The following is a 19506-nucleotide window of genomic DNA, read 5'->3' on the forward strand; positions in this document are numbered from 1 at the left end:
AAACCGGGCTCGCCCGGTTTTTTTGTGTCTGCGCTTTCAGGCAAAAAAAAACACCTGCTAAAAGCAGGTGTAAGATCAGGTCGGTTAGACAACCGAGAGGTACCCGACTCAACGTGGTGTCTGATAACCCTGTAAGACTTTCGCGATACAGGCAGGCAGACAACAGGTACCCAAAATTGGCTCTGCGTCATTCCCAGGTTTATGTAGCCGAAGCAAACATAAGAGGTGGAATGAGCATCTACGCGTTAATTATTGCATAATCCATGCCAGTTGCTATTATTATTTTAATTATTTTTATAAATCAATCACTTAAATCTTAATGCTTTTTTTGGGGTTCTTTCTCTTTGCGATGAGCGTCGTGTTATTACGACAAACCAGAAAATGGATGTCGCATACAGGCGACAAACAAGGTAAAGACTTGTCAATCCGTGTTAAAACAGTAATTTAAGCGTCTCATTTTTGCGACAGCCATTACTATGACTCCGCTCTGACTCACTTCCGGGAGAAATGACGTGCCCGTCTGAGCGGATTTTCGCCCCTGAAAGACGACACTGCCTGCGCAACGTTGTCTCGCTGAAGGCCGGCGCAAACCGCCTTCGGCGGTGCTCATCCTCTTTTATTCAGGCGAAAAAAAACCTGTCCTTGCAGACAGGTTTCTAAAAATGGTCGGCGAGAGAGGATTACGCGCCCCTTCGGACCGTTGCGTTCGCAACGTTGTCTCGCTGACGCCCGGCGCGAATCGCCTTCGGCGGTGCTCATCCTCTTTCATTCAGGCGAAAAAAAACCTGTCTTTGCAGACAGGTTTCTAAAAATGGTCGGCGAGAGAGGATTCGAACCTCCGACCCACTGGTCCCAAACCAGTTGCGCTACCAAGCTGCGCTACTCGCCGATTTTTTTATTTTGTTTTGCCTGGTGCGAAGAGAGGGACTTGAACCCTCACGTCCGTTAAGACACTAACACCTGAAGCTAGCGCGTCTACCAATTCCGCCACCTTCGCGTATCCCAGCAAAATCTGGGGTGGCTAATGGGACTCGAACCCACGACAACTGGAATCACAATCCAGGGCTCTACCAACTGAGCTATAGCCACCACTGTACTGAATGTTGCAAGTCAAACCCACAGCATTTAAATCTTTGTTACTAACGCGGTACTCAAACCACCGAAGCTCTTACGCACAAACTAAATGGCGCGCCCGACAGGATTCGAACCTGAGACCTCTGCCTCCGGAGGGCAGCGCTCTATCCAGCTGAGCTACGGGCGCGTAGCGCCGTTGCGGATGTGCATACTAGAGATAAGCGCCCACGCTGTCTAGTGCTTTTTAAAGAAAATAGCGCGTTTGATTACGCTTTGTGCATTTCGTCGACAATTAACGCATTTATGCCGTTACTCGTGCGAAAAACCTGGCGTTAATCAGCGATCTTACAGATCGCCACGCCAGTGATAACGCAAATATTTCACCAGCTTCAACTGCCTGCGTAGGCGACTGGGCTGTTTGATTAAGCGATAAAACCATTCCAGTCCAAGCTTCTGCCAGATTACAGGCGCGCGCTTTACATGACCGGTAAACACGTCATAGGTACCGCCTACGCCCATATACAACGCCTCAGGCCAGTGCTTCTGACACTCGGCCATTAAAAGTTCCTGACGCGGAGAGCCCATCGCTACCGTTACCAGCCTGGCTCCGCTGGCCGCAACCCTGGCAAACAGTGCATCGCGTTCCGCCGGGACAAAATAGCCATCCTGTGCACCCACAATATTCACGTTCCACTGACGACGCAGTTTATCGCATGTTTCGTCCAACACTACCTGCCGACCGCCGATCAAAAACACCGGCGTTCCGTTGCGTCCGGCACGTTCCATTAAAGCTTCCCACAGATCGGCCCCTGCAATCCGCTGTACTGAGGCCTGCGGGTATTTCTTGCGGACAGAGCGTACAATGCTGATGCCATCCGGATATTTGAATTCAGCCTGCTGAATTTGAGCACGCAGCGCTGCATCCTGTTCGGCATTCAGCACTTTTTCCGCATTGATGGCCACCAGCGTGCCGCTCCGGACAGCGGAATGCGGCATCAGGAAATCCACAAATGAAGCCATGCTGTCAAAGCCGTATAGCGTGATGCCGCGAATCACATAGCGTGGCGTTTCGGAAACTGTACTCATCTCTTTTTAATTCTTCCCTTAGATCCCAGAGGTTAATCAGGATGGGCTATGAAGCGCCCGCTCACGTCGGCTGCGAATCAGGCCGACATGATCCAGTAACCAGAAAAGCAATTTCGCCATCCCCAGACAGGCGGCAAAAATAATACAGAAAAACACAACACGTGAGCCAAACGCATCCAGCCCCTCGCGCGCCAGCACAATCATGTTGAATACGGCACCGAAACAAAAGCTTTGCAGAATCGCCCCGGTATAACGATTCGATTCATTGCGTCCGCGCTTATAGAGCGTGTCGAAAGCTTTGATGATCAGCCCAACGGCCACAGCGCCTGGCGGAATGGCCCAGACGCCGCCCATCACCAGTAGCGAACCGATTAAGGTAGGCGAAATCGCCAGTCCGGAATGGTTGTTCAGTACATCCCAGGTAAAGTAATTAGCGCTGTTCAGTACTGACAGAGGACGATCGGGCCACAGCCAGGTTGGGATAAACACATAGAAATCGCGCCACATGGGCGCTAAGCCCTGAAAGTCTATCTTATGGTAATTCTCCAGCAGCAAAGCCAGGTTTTCCCATGGCGAAAACGTATCGCGCGTCAGGTACAGAAAGGTGTAAAAAGCCTCGTCGCCCATGACAGCCAGATTGTAGCGACGCAGCGCCAGCCAGAACATTCCCCCAATCGCCATCACGCCCGCAGCGGCCAGCATCCACAATGTGATCCAGCCACGTGTAATACCGATAAACAGAAATAACGCAAAAGCGATAATGATATTGGCACGCGTGCCACCAACCAGCGCGTAGGTCAGTAAGCCAAAGCTGACCGTGATGATGAGAAACAGCAGCCAGTTACGGCGCGTGGGATGCAAGAAATAGGGAATCAGCATCGCCGGGATGAAGAAATAAAAGAACCGCTTCAGTGCAACACCAGACACTTCACTGGAAAAGATCTGGTTATAGGCCGTCAGTCGGAATAACAAAAATCCGTTATGGATAAAGAACACCGTTACGGTTGCAACCGCCACCAGCGCCAGTAGCCCACCGGTCAGATGCGTTTCGACCCGATTCATTTGTAGCCAGGGCCGGGCCGGCGCTGCGGATGCTGGCCTGAGGCGCACCTTGTAACTGACAAAGTAAATAGCATAAAACGCCGTGGCCGACAGCATCGCCTGCAGCAGAAAATCCGCCGAAACCACCTGCGTATCAAACCGAAAGACCAGAATACTGGTTAGCGGAAAACCGAAGTAGAAGGTCAGTAAAAACAATAAGGTAAAAAACAGGTGGAAGTTAAACCGTTCCTGTTTAAGTTCGCGCATGTTTAGGGTCACAATGGTCACCAGTGACAGCACATACACGATCAGCAGACCACTAAATGCCATAAGACTCATGAGGGCTCTCCTTCGCAAAGGCGCAACGCTGTTCGCCAGCCTTCCAGATAGCCTGGGGCCAGGAAAGCAATGCGCTGTTTATCGCATCCCACAAGTTGCCGACGCGCCTCTGCGACGATATCAGGCGTCAGCGCATCGTCGTTGAACAAGACAGGAAGCTGCTGCGCGGTAACATCCCGCCAGAACGGATTTTTACGCGTCAGGACGAAAGGCACATTAGCCTGAATCAGCAAACATAGCGTTCCCACGCCCTGCTGCCGTTCGAACATAAAATAGCCCAAATGGCAGCGTGCCAACAGCGCCAGATAGTCGTCAAAAGCAAGATTATCCCGCAGTAACCTTACCTGCCCCTGCGGAAAGAGTCTGTCGGCGGCGTTCTGAATCTGTCCGATATACTCATCATTGTCAGGCGGATAACCCAGCGGCACGTCAATGCGCACATCTTCGCCAAACTGAGCCTTGATCGCTGCAAGCCCCTCAATATGGCGGTTACTGGCGTCACCAGAATTACCCAGCAGCACGGTAAACGTCTTGTCTGGATGGGGCGTAATGGCGACTGCAGGTAACTTTGTGGGGAAATACAGTAAAGACTGCGGTACAGACTTGTGGCGTTGCTGGTAGTGATACAGATCGCCCTGGGTGGCGAACAGGTGTGCAATGCGCCCCTGCGCAGCACGGCGCATGAAATAAAACAGCCGGAACTTCAGGCTGCGTGAATCTTCATACAAATCCGCTCCCCAGACGTGCCAGAACAGTTGAGAACGGCGTAACCTGCCGCTCAGCAACGCCAGCCAAAGCCAGGGGTTAAACTGCCCGTGGCAAAAGAAGCGTTGGTCGCGATTTTTCGCCCGCTGCAACAGCGCCTCAGCCAGCGCTTTCTTACTGCTAAAGGTTTCAATGTGCAAAGCGCCAAAACCGGTGAGGTTTTCAGGCTGCGATGTCACCACCATAAAGTGACGCGGTGCAGAAACAGGCTGCTCGATGCTCATCACGTCGTTAAAAAAACGCAACACCGTCAGATTGTGATGGGGAATATTGGATCCCAAAACGTGAATTAAAGTCATTTTTTTCGGCAGTAAAGAATAAATGCGCCACAGCAGAGCGCGAAATAGGTAACGTAGGTGAACATATAGGCTTGCGCTGCCCCACTGGCCCCCTGTAACGGGATAAGCCAGCGCGAGAACAGCGTCAGCAAAATAAACTGACTGATTTCGGTCAGCACATAAAAGCGTAATGAGGCTTTCGCGATGACCAGATAGCCGAAAACGTAGGCGCCGACTTTGAAAACATCGCCACAGAGTTGCCAGACAAACAAATCCCGCATGTCGTGAAATGCCGCGGAGAATAGCAGGCTGATGGCGATATCACGCATCATCCACACGCTCAGGCTGGCCGCCGCGACCGCCGGTAACACAAAGCGTAACGCCCGGCCGATCTCACGCGCAATATCCTTTTTGTTATCTAACCGGGCCAGTGTCGGCAGTAGCCAGACGCTAAAGGTCGCGGTGATAAACTGCAGATAAGCATCAGATATACTGGTTACGCCCTGCCATAATCCTACCTGCGCCCAGCCGTTACTGGCCGCCAGTTGATTTCGCATCATCACCCAGGCAACCGGCAGGGTGACGGCGGTGATCAGCGCCATAATCGTGTATTTTGCCAGATGACGCGCCATTTCCGGCTGCCAGGTGGGCCGCAGCCAGCCTAAGGGAAGCGGGACACGACGTTTCAGTATCACCAGCGCTGGAAAAACGAGTAACGCGGGCACCAAAGCCAGCCCGGTCAATGCGCCCGCATAGCCCCCCAGCCACCAACACAGCACGTAACCGAGCACGCCCGTTATGCTACCGCAAATCAGGGCCAGCGCATTACCGCGCGCATCACGGTAGCCTTTTATGAACGCCAGAAGCAGGTTTGCCCACGCGATACCAAACTGAAGAAAGGCAACGATACGTATCACGTTTTGATAGCGATCGTGACCAAACAGCGCAGTGCTGATGGGAGCCGCAGCCAATAAAAAGACCAGCGCCAGTAGCGCTGAGAAGCCCGTCACCATTGCCGAGGCGGTGCCGATTAGCGCGCGGAGTTGCTGGGGCTGCTGTTGATATTGTGCAACATACGTGGTGACGCCGTTAAAAATACCCGCTCCGGCCAGCACGCCTAGCACGGTGATGAGCTGGCGAAAGTTACCGGCCTGGCCCACGCCTTCCGGACCAAAGCTGATGGCCAGTAACTTGACGACCAGCAGCCCAACCGCAATTTTTACTATCGTCGATGAGGCGGTCCATAACGATGCTTTGGCTAATGACATCAGGAAAAAAAGCTCAGTAGCGAGCCGATCACGGTGCTCTGATTGTTATCCGACAGATTATAAAACAGCGGTAAACGTAACAAGCGCTCACTCTCTGCTGTAGTAAAACGATCCTCACCGGCAAAACGTGAAAAACGCTGGCCCGCGGGCGAACTGTGCAAAGGGATATAATGGAAAACGGCCAGGATTTCGGCCTCTTTAAGCCAGTTGATCAGGGCCTGACGATGCTTCTCATCACGCAGCTTTATATAAAACATATGGGCGTTGTGCTGACAATCAGCCGGGATGGAAGGCAATGTAATCTTGCCGTTTTCCGCCAGCGGCTTCAGGGCATCGTAGTAACGTTGCCACAAGCGCAAGCGCTGTTGATTAATTCGTTCAGAGGACTCCAGCTGCGCCCAGAGATAAGCCGCCTGCAGGTCAGCCATCAGATAGCTGGACCCCATATCGCGCCAGGTATATTTATCTACCTGTCCCCGGAAAAACTGACTGCGATTGGTGCCCTTTTCACGAATAATTTCTGCACGCTCCACAAGGCTGGCATCGTTAATTAACGTCGCGCCGCCTTCTCCACCTGCGGTGTAATTCTTGGTTTCGTGAAAGCTGAAACAGCCGATATGACCAATGGTGCCTAATGCCCGGCCTTTGTACCCTGACATCACGCCCTGCGCAGCATCCTCAATAACAAACAGCTTATACTGTGCCGCCAGCGCCATAATCGTATCCATTTCACAGGCAACGCCCGCATAGTGGACCGGCACGATAGCGCGGGTTTTATCGGTTATCGCCGCTTCAATCAGCGTTTCATCCATGTTCATGGTGTCGGGGCGCACATCCACGAACACAATTTTCGCGCCACGTAATACAAAGGGGTTGGCGGTTGAAACAAAGGTGTAGCTCGGCATGATCACTTCATCACCCGGCTGGATATCGATCAGCAGCGCGGCCATCTCCAGCGAAGCGGTACAGGAAGGCGTCAGTAACACTTTCGCACTACCGAAGCGCTGCTCCATCCACTGCTGACAGCGGCGAGTATAACCGCCGTCGCCACACAGCTTGCCGCTGCTCATGGCAGACTGCATATACTCGATTTCGCTTCCCACAACCGGGGGCGCATTAAAGGGAATCATGACCTCTCCTGTAAAACCAGTACGCCGTGCTTTCAAGACGCGCGCCACTGCGTAGATAAAGACGCATCGCCGTAAGATTACTGATTTGCGTGGCAACCCGCAGACGTTCGAGCTGACGCGCACGGCCCCAGTCCGCTGCAGCCAGCATCAGGCGCTGACCGATACTTTGTCCCTGCGCCTCAGGCACCACCGCCAGCAGGCCAATACGCGCATCGCCTTCGACCTCACGTAAAGAGACAAAGCCCTGAAGCGCGCCGCGTTCATCACTGGCGACAAGGCACTGGTGATCGAAGGTGCCGCGGACCGCATTTTCGATCCACTGCGCATAGAAGCGGGCACTGTCATCAGGCGCAAACCACGGCGTGCGAAAACGACTTTGACGGAAGGCCAGAGATGCGGCTTCGCGTAATGCTGGGATTTGTGTTTCCCGCGCAATACGAATGCCAGTCTGGCGTTCGGTGCGTTTGATCGTCAACGACAAATCCACTTCACCTTCCACCAGGTGAAACTGATGCTGATTTAACGCATCGATGATGTCGGTTTGTTCCGCTGACACTTTGATTTGAAACAGCGCGCAGGCGTGCCGAAGCGCGTTTTCGAGCGACAGATCCCCCCCGGTTTCCAGCCTCACGGCGTCAAAGCCGAAGAACTGGCTCTCCCAGGTGAGTGGATTAACCTTAACGTGGACAGACATAAGTTAATCGGGTCCTTGTTAACCAGAGGTTTTTAGCGCCAGACACCTTTCGTATCAACAACCCATTGCTGAGTAATGTGCGCTGCATCAACACGGCGGAATGCATGGTGATCGACCAGCATCACCAAAATATCCGCCTCCTGCAGCGCCTGCTCGGTTGAAACCAGGGTGGCCTGTGTCGCCAGGATGTCGGGAATCTGCTGAATATGCGGTTCGGTTACCCACGTGCGGCCCTGATGCCAGTCGGCAATCAGGTGCGCCACTTCCATGGCTGGGCTTTCACGCAGGTCATCAATGTTCGGTTTAAACGCCAGGCCAAAGCAGGCAATGGTCAGATCGCTGGCACGTTTTCCGGTCTGCATCAGGCAGTCTGCCAGCGCTTTTTTTACCTGGTCCAGCACCCAGTGCGGCTTGGCATCATTCACTTCGCGAGCGGTACGAATCAGGCGTGCTAAGTCCGGATTCTGCGCCACGATAAACCAGGGATCGACCGCAATGCAGTGCCCGCCGACGCCTGGCCCAGGCTGCAGGATATTGACGCGCGGATGACGATTCGCCAGTGCAATAAGCTCCCAGACGTTAATCTGCTGCGCAGCACAAATTAGTGACAGCTCATTGGCAAAGGCGATGTTTACGTCGCGGAAGCTGTTTTCTGTCAGCTTGCACATTTCAGCGGTGCGTGCAGTTGTCTCGACGCACTCGCCCTGTAAAAAAATACGATACAAATCACTCGCTCGGGCAGAACAGGCTGGCGTCATGCCGCCAATCACGCGATCGTTGCTGATCAGCTCAGTCATGATCTGACCGGGTAAAACGCGTTCGGGACAGTAGGCGACAAAGACGTCAGGATCCCCGTCGTGCTGTGGGAAACGCAAATCAGGTCGCGCCGCGGCCAGCCAGTCGGCCATCTGCTCTGTACTGCCAACCGGAGAAGTCGATTCCAGAATCACCAGATCGCCTTTTTTCAGTACCGGCGCAATCGACAGCGCAGCCGCACGCACAAAGCGTAAGTCCGGTTGGCGCTCCGCCATAAAGGGCGTGGGCACGGCGATCAAAAAAGCGTCAGCGGCTTCGGGTTGCGTCGTAGCACGTAAATCTCCACGCTCGACCGCAGCCTGAACCACCCGATCCAAATCGGGTTCGACAATATGAATGGCACCACGATTGATGGTGTCAACCGCGTGGGCATTGATATCGACGCCCACCACTTTCTTTCCCTTTGAGGCAAAAACGGCTGCGGTTGGCAGCCCAATGTAACCCAGTCCAATAACGGAAATGGTTTCAAAACTCATAAGTTGGCTCTGTTATCTTTTAAGGCTTGCAATATTCGCCCGCAGGCTTCGCCATTCCCATAAGGGTTATGGGCACGGCTCATGGTCTGCCAGGCCTCATCATCGTTAAGTAATGTACTGACCTCATTAACAATTCTTGCCGTGTCCGTACCAACCAGCTTCACCGTTCCAGCTTCGACGGCCTCTGGACGCTCGGTGGTTTCACGCATCACCAAAACGGGTTTACCCAGTGAAGGCGCTTCTTCCTGAATACCGCCAGAATCGGTGAGAATCAGCCACGCCCGGTTCATCAACCAGACAAACGGCAGATACTCCTGAGGTTCAATCAACACAATGTTATCAATGCCGCGCAGAATGCGGTTAACGGGTTCATGTACGTTAGGATTGAGATGGACCGGATAAACGATTTGCGCATGAGGATGCTGGCGCGCAATCTGGGCCAGAGCGCTACAGATGCGCTCAAAACCTTCGCCGAAGCTTTCACGACGATGACCCGTCACCAGTACCAGCTTTTTACTGTCGTCAAGAAAGGGATAGCGTGAAGCCAGCTGCGCGTTTATCTCATTATCGTCCAGCACCCGATCTCGCACCCATAGCAAGGCATCAATTACCGTATTACCGGTGACAACAATACTGTCGTCGGCGAGATTTTCATCCAGCAGGTTCTGTCGGGAACGCAGTGTGGGCGTAAAGTGTAAACGGGCAAGATGTCCCGTCAGCTTACGATTCCCCTCTTCAGGCCACGGCGAAGCCAGATCGCCCGTGCGTAAACCTGCTTCAACATGCCCGACGGGGATTTGCTGATAGAAAGCCGCCAGGCTGGCCGCCAGCGTGGTCGTCGTATCCCCGTGGACCAGCACAATATCGGGTTTGAAATCGAGCAGTACGGTATGCATGCCTTGTAAAATACGGCAGGTTATCTCCGTTAATCCCTGTTCGGGTCGCATAACGTTGAGGTCGTAGTCAGGTTGCAGCTGAAACAAGCTCAGCACCTGATCAAGCATTTCACGGTGTTGCGCAGTGACGCACAGCCGTGATTCAAAAGCAGGGTCCTGTGCCAGTGCCTGCACGAGTGGTGCCATCTTAATGGCTTCAGGTCGGGTGCCAAAAACTGTCAGAACTTTCACACTGTTTCTCTCAATCTTGTGTATCTGACATAGTACGCTGACGACGCGCTAGCGCCACGCCCGCACCAACCAGCGCACCTATCGCGCCCCACATCACCATCATAAATGCCCGGCGGGGACTGTCGCGTGAAACCGGCTCTTCCGGCGTACGCAAATAACGGTAGGTCTGGAATTTGCTGTTAAGCGTCGGGCCTGCATCCAGTGTGGTCAGCATCGCTTTATTTTGGTCGTAGCTGATATCAAAGCTCGGCCCGGTCGCTCTCAGGGTTTCTAACTGCCCCTGCAATAAAGGCTGGCCCATTAGAAACAGATCGCTGTCAGCCAGGTTTTCGCTCACCTCACGCGTCTGCTTCTCATTAATGCCCTGCTGGCTGGCAATTTTCAGCGCCTGTTCCAGCCGATGTTGCCGTCGCAGGAATACCGCATTCGCTACGTCTTCCTGACGTTTGACCTGCGCCTTAAGCTGGCTGGTCCGTGCCTGCCACGCCCCCGTTAACTCTGCATTGAGATGGCGTGCAGCGCGTTCACTGGCATAGGCAATATACTGGCGCAGCAAATTGTTCGCATCCGCAGCAGTTTCTGCCTTAAGTTTGACGCTGTCGAAAATATTTCGTGCGCTATCCGCTGGCGTAAACTGAATGTTATCAATCATATCGTCCAACAAGGCAGCATCATTGTGGGCATTGCCGCTTTTTCGCGTTTTATAATAATCGGTTTGCTGCCAAAACTCCCGGCGGGTATCCCAGGATGAGAGCTGCATCAGGAACTCCTGATACACCTCGTCCATCACGGTAGGTGACGCCGTATTTAACGTCAAAGCGTTATTGCGCATATCCAGATTGTTCAGGAACTGTTGCTGGGAATAGTAGGATCCCAGCATATTCACCGTAGGCCGCCCTGTTATCGCGGTCGTGCTCCACACCTGTTTCATCAGCAGCGTTGCTATCCAGGCTACCAATGCAAACACGACTGCACAGCCGACTATCCAGCGCTTTCCACGCCATAGGCTGCAGCCCAGGCCGCGAATATCCAGTTCGTTCTCCACAACGTTAGCGCGCATCAGAGCGTTATCCTTTGTTAAGTCTTATCAGGGTACATTTTTTCTGGCATTGCTGAGATTATTAAGGCGTCGTTTGAAGCGTCGGATCTTTCTCGCGACGCGCCATGCATGTTTCAAACAATAGCCGTAGCCCATGAAGGCAATCAAGAACAGGGCTAACATCACCCATTCAGGGATAAAGGCCAGGTATTCACCCAGCACGCCTATGCCCGCGAGCAGAGCAGCAGCAGCGGTAATCAGTACAAAAGCCTGACGAGGAGTAAAACCCGCTCGCATGATTAAGTGATGTATATGTTGGCGATCGGCAGAAAAAGGGCTCATTCCTTTGCGTAACCGACGGTACATAATCGCGACCATATCCATCAGAGGAATTGCAATCAGCCATAATGCTGTGACTGGTGTGATGGGATGGCTTAAGCCTTGCGTGGTTTCAAGCAAAATCCAGATAATCGTAAAACCAATCATGGTACTGCCTGCATCGCCCATGAATACTTTAAAACGGCGTCCCAGAAAACCAAGATTAAGTAAAATATAGGGGATCGTGGCAGCTATCATGGCAAAGCACCACATTGCGAGACTGTGCTGCCCATCAAGATAAAGAATGATCCCCATGGCGCCAAACGTCACCATGGAAAGGCCACCCAGCAGACCATCAATACCGTCAACCATGTTAAAAGCATTAATCGCTGCCCAGACGGCAAAAAGCGTCAACACATAACCAAAGGGCCCAACTATCAGTTCTACCGGGCCAATGATGAATCCCAGACTCAACAGGTACAGTTTGGCGCAAAACATCATTACCAGCGCCACAATACCCTGTACTGTTGCCCGAATCTTCACGCTGATATCAAAGCGATCGTCAAGTGCACCAACCAACACCAGTACGCCTGCACAACCCAGGTAAAGCTTAGCGTGCGGCAAGTAGTAGTCAGTGATGAAGAAGGCGAAGCAAATTCCTGCATACACGGATATTCCGCCAACCAGTGGAATAACGCCAAGATGGCGCTTGCGCATGTTTGGCTTGTCTACCAATCCAATTTTTTCTGCTACTTTGCGAGCAAGGAAAAGAAATACCAAGGAAAAGATAAAAACTAAACCAAGCTCAGTACTCATAGTGAGTAAATTCACGTTAAACGCTCTCAGCTATCATCCTGGAACTCACATTACGTCAAAAATCGCGCCTGTTACCGTTCCAGATTCCGAATTCGGCATGAAGAGGTGCACGAACGGTTAATCGTCCACCACTGCCACCGTCATTATTATTACGTCTGCCAGCATTCAATCCTATAGCCCGAAAATAAAAAACGCCACGTCAGAACGTGGCGTCGGGGCTATTTTATGACCATTTAAAGAAAAAAACGCCATCATAGTCAGATGACGCTCTAAAGGATCAAGAACGCTTCATCATATCGAAGAATTCGTCGTTGGTTTTGGTCATGGCCAACTTGTTAATCAGGAATTCCATCGCGTCGATTTCACCCATTGGATGGATAATCTTACGCAGGATCCACATTTTCTGCAGCTCTTCCTGAGAGGTTAACAGCTCTTCTTTACGGGTACCTGAACGGTTGTAGTCAATCGCCGGGAAGACACGTTTTTCGGCAATTTTACGCGAGAGATGCAGCTCCATGTTACCGGTGCCTTTAAACTCTTCGTAAATCACTTCATCCATCTTCGAACCGGTATCCACCAGTGCCGTCGCAATGATGGTCAGGCTCCCGCCCTCTTCCACATTACGTGCCGCACCGAAGAAACGCTTAGGACGATGCAGGGCGTTGGCGTCCACACCACCGGTCAGTACTTTACCGGAGGCCGGAACGACGGTGTTGTAGGCACGGGCCAGACGCGTGATGGAGTCGAGTAAAATGATGACGTCTTTTTTGTGCTCGACCAGGCGCTTGGCCTTTTCGATCACCATCTCGGCCACCTGAACGTGACGCGAAGCCGGTTCATCGAAGGTGGACGCGATCACTTCACCTTTCACCAGGCGTTGCATCTCTGTCACTTCTTCCGGACGCTCATCGATTAGCAGCACCATCAGCACACAGTCTGGATGGTTGTAAGCAATGCTCTGCGCGATATTCTGCAGCAGCATCGTTTTACCGGCTTTCGGCGGTGCCACAATCAGACCACGCTGACCACGACCAATCGGTGACGCCAGGTCCAGTACGCGAGCGGTTAAGTCTTCAGTTGAGCCATTACCCCGCTCCATACGCAGACGGCTGTTAGCGTGCAGCGGCGTGAGGTTTTCGAACAGAATCTTGTTACGCGAGTTTTCTGGTTTGTCGTAGTTAACTTCGTTAACTTTCAGCAGGGCAAAGTAGCGCTCACCTTCTTTTGGTGGACGGATTTTGCCGGCGATGGTGTCACCAGTGCGGAGGTTAAAGCGGCGAATTTGGCTGGGAGAAACGTAGATGTCATCAGGACCGGCGAGGTAGGAGCTGTCTCCAGAGCGGAGGAATCCAAATCCATCCTGCAATATCTCCAGCACACCATCACCGAAGATGTCCTCGCCGCTTTTCGCGTGCTGCTTCAGGATTGAGAAAATAATGTCCTGCTTGCGCATACGAGCCTGATTTTCCAGCCCCATATTCTCGCCGAGGGTAATCAGCTCAGAAACCGGCGTATTCTTTAATTCGGTAAGATTCATATTGATGGGTTCTTAAACTCGGGGTAATACTCGAAATGTTTGTCGTGAATGGTATGGCAGTTAGTCCATGCCTGTTCTGTTAATGACTTTTTCAACTCTTCTCAACGATCATCGTCTTGAATAATGACTGGGAGCGAGGAGACGGTCGACTTAGTCAGAGTAGAGCTAGTCGTTAGATTGCTAAACCGCTGGTAGGTACAGTATGACAGGGTCTAACAAGAGAAAACTTTGAATGCTAACTACAAGGTATGTTCATAGTGCAGTGAAAATAAGTTAGCACGCTTAAAAGCGAACGTCCAGCAGCAGGCAAAAATTTAACCACTGCCGGACGCCCGGCCCGATTACGCCAGGTTGGCGTTCAGGAACTCTTTTAACTGACCTTTGGACAATGCGCCCACTTTTGTCGCAGCGACTTCACCGTTTTTGAACAGCAGCAGCGTCGGGATGCCGCGAATGCCGTATTTAGGCGCAGTGCCTGGGTTATCGTCAATATTCAGCTTAGCGATGGTCAGTTTGCCATCATACTCTTCTGCAACTTCATCAAGGATTGGCGCGATCATTTTACAAGGACCACACCATTCAGCCCAGAAATCTACCAGTATAACGCCGTCGGCTTTTAGCACGTCGGTGTCGAAACTGTCATCGGTCAGATGAACGATTTTATCGCTGCTCATGTTTTACTCCACAAGATTGTGCCTGGCGAATTGGCGTAATATAAACCAATGTTGGTTGACTTTATTTCATCGGATACGCTTTCGTAAAGCGATAGTAAGCTGATATTCTACCACACTATGAGCAAAACACACTTAACTGAACAGAAGTTTTCCGACTTCGCCCTGCACCCTCTGGTGGTGGAAGCCCTTGATAAAAAAGGGTTTCATAACTGCACGCCTATCCAGGCGTTAGCACTGCCGTTTACGCTTTCAGGGCGTGATGTCGCAGGTCAGGCGCAAACCGGTACCGGCAAAACGATGGCGTTTTTAACGTCAACGTTTCATCATCTTCTCTCTCACCCTGCTCCAGAGGGCCGCCAGGTTAACCAACCTCGCGCTTTAATTCTGGCCCCAACCCGTGAACTTGCGGTGCAAATTCACGCCGATGCTGAACCACTGGCGGCATCAACCGGCCTTAAATTAGGTCTGGCTTACGGTGGCGATGGCTACGACAAACAGTTAAAAGTACTGGAAAACGGTGTCGACATTCTGGTGGGTACCACCGGCCGTTTAATCGATTACGCCAAGCAGAATCACGTCAATCTCGGTGCCATTCAGGTCATGGTACTGGACGAAGCCGATCGCATGTTCGATCTCGGCTTTATAAAAGATATCCGCTGGTTGTTCCGTCGCATGCCTGCTGCCACGCAACGCCTGAGCATGCTGTTCTCCGCCACGCTCTCTTACCGCGTGCGTGAGCTGGCATTCGAGCACATGAACAGCGCCGAATACGTTGAAGTTGAACCTGAGCAAAAAACCGGTCATCGCATTAAAGAAGAGCTTTTCTACCCTTCGAATGAAGAGAAAATGCGCCTGTTACAGACGCTGGTAGAAGAAGAGTGGCCTGACAGAGCAATCATTTTTGCGAATACCAAGCATCGCTGTGAAGACATTTGGGGCCATCTGGCTGCAGACGGTCACCGGGTCGGCCTGCTGACGGGTGACGTGGCACAGAAGAAGCGTTTACGTATCCTGGATGACTTTACCAAAGGCGATATTGATATTCTGGTCGCGACCGACGTTGCGGCTCGTGGCCTGCATATTCCTGCGGTGACGCACGTATTTAACTATGACCTGCCGGACGATCGCGAAGACTATGTTCACCGCATTGGCCGTACGGGACGTGCAGGCGCAAGCGGTCACTCCATCAGCCTGGCCTGTGAAGAGTACGCATTAAACCTGCCCGGTATTGAAGAGTACATTGGTCACAGCATTCCGGTGAGTAAATACAACAGCGACGCGCTGTTAACTGAATTACCGCCACCGAAACGTCTGACGCGCAATCGCTCAGGCAACGGTCAGCGTCGCGGAGGCAACAATACCGGCCGTCGCGGTGCACCCCGTCATAGCAACCGTAAACGTTCGGGTTAAGTTGACCATGCTAAGCGCATCGACTCTCTATGCTGCAATTGATTTAGGCTCTAACAGCTTTCATATGCTGGTCGTCAGCGAAGTGTCAGGAAGTATCCAGACCATCGCCAAAATCAAGCGCAAGGTGCGCCTGGCAGCAGGCCTGGATAAATCCAATTGCCTGTCCGCCGAAGCCATGGCCCGGGGCTGGCAATGTCTGCGGCTTTTCTCTGAACAGCTTCAGGATATTCCTCCCGATCAAATTCGGGTAGTGGCAACCGCCACGTTACGCATTGCTGCTAATGCGCAGGCGTTTCTTGATAAGGCGCAACAGATTCTGGGTTGCACCATCAATGTGATTAGCGGCGAAGAAGAAGCGCGTCTGATTTATCAAGGCGTAGCACATACTACCGGGGGTTCCGATCAACGCCTGGTCGTGGATATCGGCGGTGGCAGCACAGAGTTAGCCACCGGCGATGGCTCCCATGCCAACGTGTTGTTTAGCCTGCAGATGGGCTGTGTCACCTGGCTGGAGCGATTCTTTGGCGATCGCCACCTGGCTAAAGAGAATTTTGACCAGGCTGAAGAGGCTGCCAAAGCGATGCTGAAACCTGTTGCCGGAGAACTGCGCAAACAGAGCTGGCAGGTGTGCGTTGGTGCGTCCGGAACCGTTCAGGCCCTGCAGGAAATCATGGTCGCTCAAGGCATGGATGAGCGCATCACCCTGAGTAAGCTACAGCAGTTAAAACAGCGGGCCATTCAGTGCGGCAAACTTGAAGAGCTTGAAATCGAAGGCCTGACGCTGGAGCGGGCGTTAGTGTTTCCAAGCGGTTTGTCCATTCTTATTGCCATCTTTCAGGAACTCAATATTGACAGCATGACGCTGGCCGGCGGCGCGCTGCGCGAAGGGCTGGTGTACGGAATGCTGCACCTGCCTGTCGATCGCGATATTCGCAGCCGCACGCTGCAAAATGTGCAGCGCCGGTTCAATATTGATGTCTGCCAGGCAGACAGGGTCCGGCAGCTAGCGGAAAGTTTTTTTCGCCAGGTCAGTGTTCACTGGAAACTGGATCAGCGCTGTCGGGAGCTTCTGCTAAGCGCCTGTGCGATTCATGAAATCGGGCTGAGCGTCGATTTCCGTCAGGCACCGCAGCACGCGGCCTATCTGGTCCGCCACCTCGATCTTCCGGGTTTCACCCCAGCGCAGAAAAAATTGCTGGCCTGTTTACTGCAAAATCAAAGTGGCAGCATCGACCTTGCGCTACTCACGCAACAAAACGCCCTGCCGCCGCGGCTGGCCGAGCGTTTGTGCCGTCTGCTACGGCTGTCCATTATCTTCTCGACTCGGCGTCGTGATGACACGTTACCCGCCGTTCGTATGCAGGCGGATGATGAAGCACTGCACGTTACGTTACCGGCGGGCTGGCTGGAAGCACATCCTCTGCGGGCCGAGCTGCTCGAACAGGAAAGCCACTATCAGTCCTATGTTCACTGGTCGTTAACGCTTTCCTGATCCCGTCTGCGACGGATTAGCTCTTTTTCGCCTTTTCCAGCATTGCACGCAACCCGGCCACCCGACTCTGGCCGGTTTTCATGCGCTCCTCTGCACTAACCACTTTGCGCTCGGTTTCCCACACTACGTCGTCCTGCGGCAGCTCCAGCAGAAAGCGGCTGGGTTCAGGGCGGATGAGCTCACCATACTGACGGCGCTCCCGACACAAGGTAAACGTCAGCTCTTTCTGCGCGCGGGTAATGCCAACGTAGGCCAGACGGCGCTCTTCCTCAATGTTGTTCTCATCGATACTGCTCTGATGCGGCAACAGCCCTTCTTCCATGCCGACCAGAAACACGTAGGGGAACTCCAGCCCTTTTGAGGCATGAAGCGTCATCAGCTGTACCTGATCAAGCTCTTCGTCGCTCTCACCGCGCTCGATCATGTCGCGCAGCGTAAAGCGGGTGACAACCTGCGCCAGCGTCATCGGCTCATCCAGATCGCTACCCTCCAGCATTTCCGTCATCCACTGAAACAGCGTATTGACGTTTTTCATCCGCATTTCAGCGGCTTTGGGGCTGCCCGATGTCTCAAACAGCCAGCTTTCGTAATCGATGCCGCGAATCAGATCGCGCACGGCATTAACCGGTTCACGCTCACTGAGCTGGATAATGTCGTTGAGCCAGTGGGTGAAGCGCTGCAGATGTTCAAGGCCGCGCCCCGTCAGCGTTTGCCCAAGGCCCACATCAAAGCTGGCGTTAAACAGGCTTTTATTGCGGATATTGGCCCACTCACCGAGTTTTTGCAGCGTTGCCGGACCAATCTCGCGCCGTGGCGTATTCACAATACGCAAGAAAGCGCTGTCATCATCGGGATTGGTCAGCACCCGCAGATAAGCCAGCAGGTCTTTGATCTCAGGACGAGAGAAAAACGAGGTCCCGCCTGAAATGCGATAGGGAATGCGGTTCTGCATCAAGAATTTTTCGAACACGCGGGACTGATGATTACCGCGGTACAGGATCGCGTAATCTTTATACTGCGTTTTATTAATAAAGTGATGGGCAATGAGTTCGCCCGTTACCCGTTCGGCCTCATGTTCTTCGCTATTGGCACTCAGCACCTTGAGTTCACTGCCCAGACCCAGTTCAGAAAAAAGACGCTTCTCAAACACATGGGGATTATTGGCGATCAAAATATTCGCGGCTTTGAGAATACGCTGTGAAGAGCGGTAGTTTTGCTCAAGCTTGACCACCTCCAGCGCCGGAAAATCCTCATTAAGCAGGACCAGATTCTGTGGCCGGGCACCGCGCCAGGAGTAAATCGACTGATCGTCATCTCCTACCACGGTAAAACGCGCACGGGTGCCGACCAACAGCTTCACCAGTTCGTACTGACTGGTGTTTGTGTCCTGATATTCATCCACCAGCAGGTAGCGAATACGTTGTTGCCAGCGCTCGCGGACGTCCTGATTACGCTGTAGCAGAAGCGTGGGCAACAGAATGAGGTCGTCAAAATCCAGCACGTTACAGGATTTGAGATGCCGGTCATACAGGGCATAGCAATGGGCAAACACGTTATCCCGCTCCGAGCGGGCCAGCGCGGCCGCCTGCGGCGGATCGACCAGATCGTTTTTCCAGTTCGAAATGGTAGAAATGAGCTGCTGCAGTAACGTCTTGTCCTCTTCCAGCCACTCGCTGGTGAGGTCTTTGAGTAACGCCAGCTGATCCTGATCGTCGAACAGGGAAAAGTTGGACTTCATGCCCAGCGCCACATATTCGCGCTTGATGATTTCCAGACCCAGCGTGTGAAACGTGGAGATCATCAGGCCGCGCGCCTCTTTGCGCCCCAGCGTTTGCGCCACGCGCTCTTTCATTTCGCGTGAGGCTTTATTGGTGAAGGTCACGGCGGCGATATGGCGGGCCTGATAGCCACACTCACGAATCAGATGCGCGATTTTGTTGGTGATTACGCGGGTTTTTCCCGAGCCAGCGCCTGCCAGCACCAGACAGGGACCGGTAACAAATTCGACGGCTCGTTGTTGGCTGGAGTTTAAACGCATCGGGACATCGCTCTGTTGAAATAAGATACCGATTTCAAACCGCAAGCCGGCATGTACAGGCTCAGTGAACAGGTGCGGTAAACGCATC

15 protein-coding genes, 4 tRNA genes and 1 other RNA gene are annotated in these 19506 nt (G+C 52.8%); 2 read left to right on the forward strand and 18 right to left on the reverse strand.

The annotated features are described in order from the left end of the window. Positions 1-663: 663 nt before the first annotated feature. The 17 genes from PAGR_RS23370 to trxA all read right to left on the reverse strand — a co-directional run bounded on the left by PAGR_RS23370 (position 664) and on the right by trxA (position 14478). Positions 664-780, reverse strand: a non-coding RNA gene (locus tag PAGR_RS23370) — RtT sRNA. A 32-nt stretch (positions 781-812) separates the two neighbouring features. Further along, positions 813-889, reverse strand: a tRNA-Pro gene (locus PAGR_RS21185). 21 nt (positions 890-910) lie between these two features. Continuing rightward, positions 911-997: transfer RNA gene (locus PAGR_RS21190), tRNA-Leu, on the reverse strand. Positions 998-1013: 16 nt separating this feature from the next. After that, positions 1014-1089: transfer RNA gene (locus PAGR_RS21195), tRNA-His, on the reverse strand. A gap of 95 nt (positions 1090-1184) precedes the next feature. Next, positions 1185-1261 (reverse strand) — tRNA-Arg (locus PAGR_RS21200). A 158-nt stretch (positions 1262-1419) separates the two neighbouring features. Then, a complete protein-coding gene (wecG, locus tag PAGR_RS21205; protein ID WP_014606993.1) occupies positions 1420-2160 on the reverse strand; it encodes a lipopolysaccharide N-acetylmannosaminouronosyltransferase in 741 nt (246 codons plus the stop codon). A gap of 36 nt (positions 2161-2196) precedes the next feature. Continuing rightward, entirely contained in the window at positions 2197-3540 is a 1344-nt protein-coding gene (wzyE, locus tag PAGR_RS21210; protein ID WP_014606994.1) for an ECA oligosaccharide polymerase, read from the reverse strand. Beyond that, entirely contained in the window at positions 3537-4604 is a 1068-nt protein-coding gene (locus PAGR_RS21215) for a TDP-N-acetylfucosamine:lipid II N-acetylfucosaminyltransferase (protein WP_014606995.1), read from the reverse strand. The genes wzyE and PAGR_RS21215 overlap by 4 nt, the downstream gene beginning before the upstream one ends. Continuing rightward, positions 4601-5851 carry a lipid III flippase WzxE gene (wzxE, locus tag PAGR_RS21220; protein ID WP_014606996.1) on the reverse strand — a complete coding sequence of 417 codons (1251 nt, stop codon included), beginning with the start codon at positions 5849-5851 and terminating at the stop codon, positions 4601-4603. Before wzxE ends, PAGR_RS21215 begins: the two co-directional genes overlap by 4 nt. After that, positions 5851-6981 (reverse strand): dTDP-4-amino-4,6-dideoxygalactose transaminase, encoded by a 1131-nt coding sequence (gene rffA, locus PAGR_RS21225; protein WP_014606997.1) that lies wholly within the window; start codon positions 6979-6981, stop codon positions 5851-5853. Before rffA ends, wzxE begins: the two co-directional genes overlap by 1 nt. After that, the gene (rffC, locus tag PAGR_RS21230) at positions 6968-7675 is read right to left on the reverse strand and encodes a dTDP-4-amino-4,6-dideoxy-D-galactose acyltransferase (RefSeq protein WP_014606998.1); all 708 of its coding nucleotides are present in this window, start codon (positions 7673-7675) and stop codon (positions 6968-6970) included. The genes rffA and rffC overlap by 14 nt, the downstream gene beginning before the upstream one ends. A gap of 32 nt (positions 7676-7707) precedes the next feature. Then, a complete protein-coding gene (wecC, locus tag PAGR_RS21235; protein WP_014606999.1) occupies positions 7708-8967 on the reverse strand; it encodes a UDP-N-acetyl-D-mannosamine dehydrogenase in 1260 nt (419 codons plus the stop codon). Continuing rightward, positions 8964-10094: a non-hydrolyzing UDP-N-acetylglucosamine 2-epimerase gene (gene wecB, locus PAGR_RS21240; protein ID WP_014607000.1), complete on the reverse strand. Its 1131-nt coding sequence runs from the start codon at positions 10092-10094 to the stop codon at positions 8964-8966. The genes wecC and wecB overlap by 4 nt, the downstream gene beginning before the upstream one ends. 10 nt (positions 10095-10104) lie before the next feature. Then, positions 10105-11154, reverse strand: a complete 1050-nt coding sequence (gene wzzE, locus PAGR_RS21245; protein WP_014607001.1) for an ECA polysaccharide chain length modulation protein — start codon at positions 11152-11154, stop codon at positions 10105-10107. A 27-nt stretch (positions 11155-11181) separates the two neighbouring features. Continuing rightward, on the reverse strand, positions 11182-12267 hold the full coding sequence (gene wecA / locus PAGR_RS21250; RefSeq protein WP_014607002.1) for a UDP-N-acetylglucosamine--undecaprenyl-phosphate N-acetylglucosaminephosphotransferase: 1086 nt from the start codon (positions 12265-12267) through the stop codon (positions 11182-11184). Positions 12268-12544: 277 nt separating this feature from the next. After that, complete coding sequence (gene rho, locus PAGR_RS21255) at positions 12545-13804, reverse strand: transcription termination factor Rho (protein WP_006121431.1); 1260 nt, start codon at positions 13802-13804, stop codon at positions 12545-12547. Positions 13805-14145: 341 nt separating this feature from the next. Further along, on the reverse strand, positions 14146-14478 hold the full coding sequence (trxA, locus tag PAGR_RS21260) for a thioredoxin TrxA (RefSeq protein WP_006121430.1): 333 nt from the start codon (positions 14476-14478) through the stop codon (positions 14146-14148). A 117-nt stretch (positions 14479-14595) separates the two neighbouring features. On the opposite strand from trxA, the gene rhlB reads away from it, so the two are divergent. Continuing rightward, complete coding sequence (rhlB, locus tag PAGR_RS21265) at positions 14596-15888, forward strand: ATP-dependent RNA helicase RhlB (RefSeq protein WP_013024051.1); 1293 nt, start codon at positions 14596-14598, stop codon at positions 15886-15888. A 7-nt stretch (positions 15889-15895) separates the two neighbouring features. Beyond that, on the forward strand, positions 15896-17380 hold the full coding sequence (gppA, locus tag PAGR_RS21270) for a guanosine-5'-triphosphate,3'-diphosphate diphosphatase (RefSeq protein ID WP_014594999.1): 1485 nt from the start codon (positions 15896-15898) through the stop codon (positions 17378-17380). Between the two features lie 16 nt (positions 17381-17396). Here gppA and rep read toward each other — a convergent pair whose 3' ends face one another. Further along, positions 17397-19418 (reverse strand): DNA helicase Rep, encoded by a 2022-nt coding sequence (gene rep / locus PAGR_RS21275; RefSeq protein WP_044042498.1) that lies wholly within the window; start codon positions 19416-19418, stop codon positions 17397-17399. Positions 19419-19506 lie beyond the last annotated feature (88 nt).

The organism is Pantoea ananatis PA13, from assembly GCF_000233595.1.
In the GTDB taxonomy this organism is placed as follows: domain Bacteria; phylum Pseudomonadota; class Gammaproteobacteria; order Enterobacterales; family Enterobacteriaceae; genus Pantoea; species Pantoea ananatis.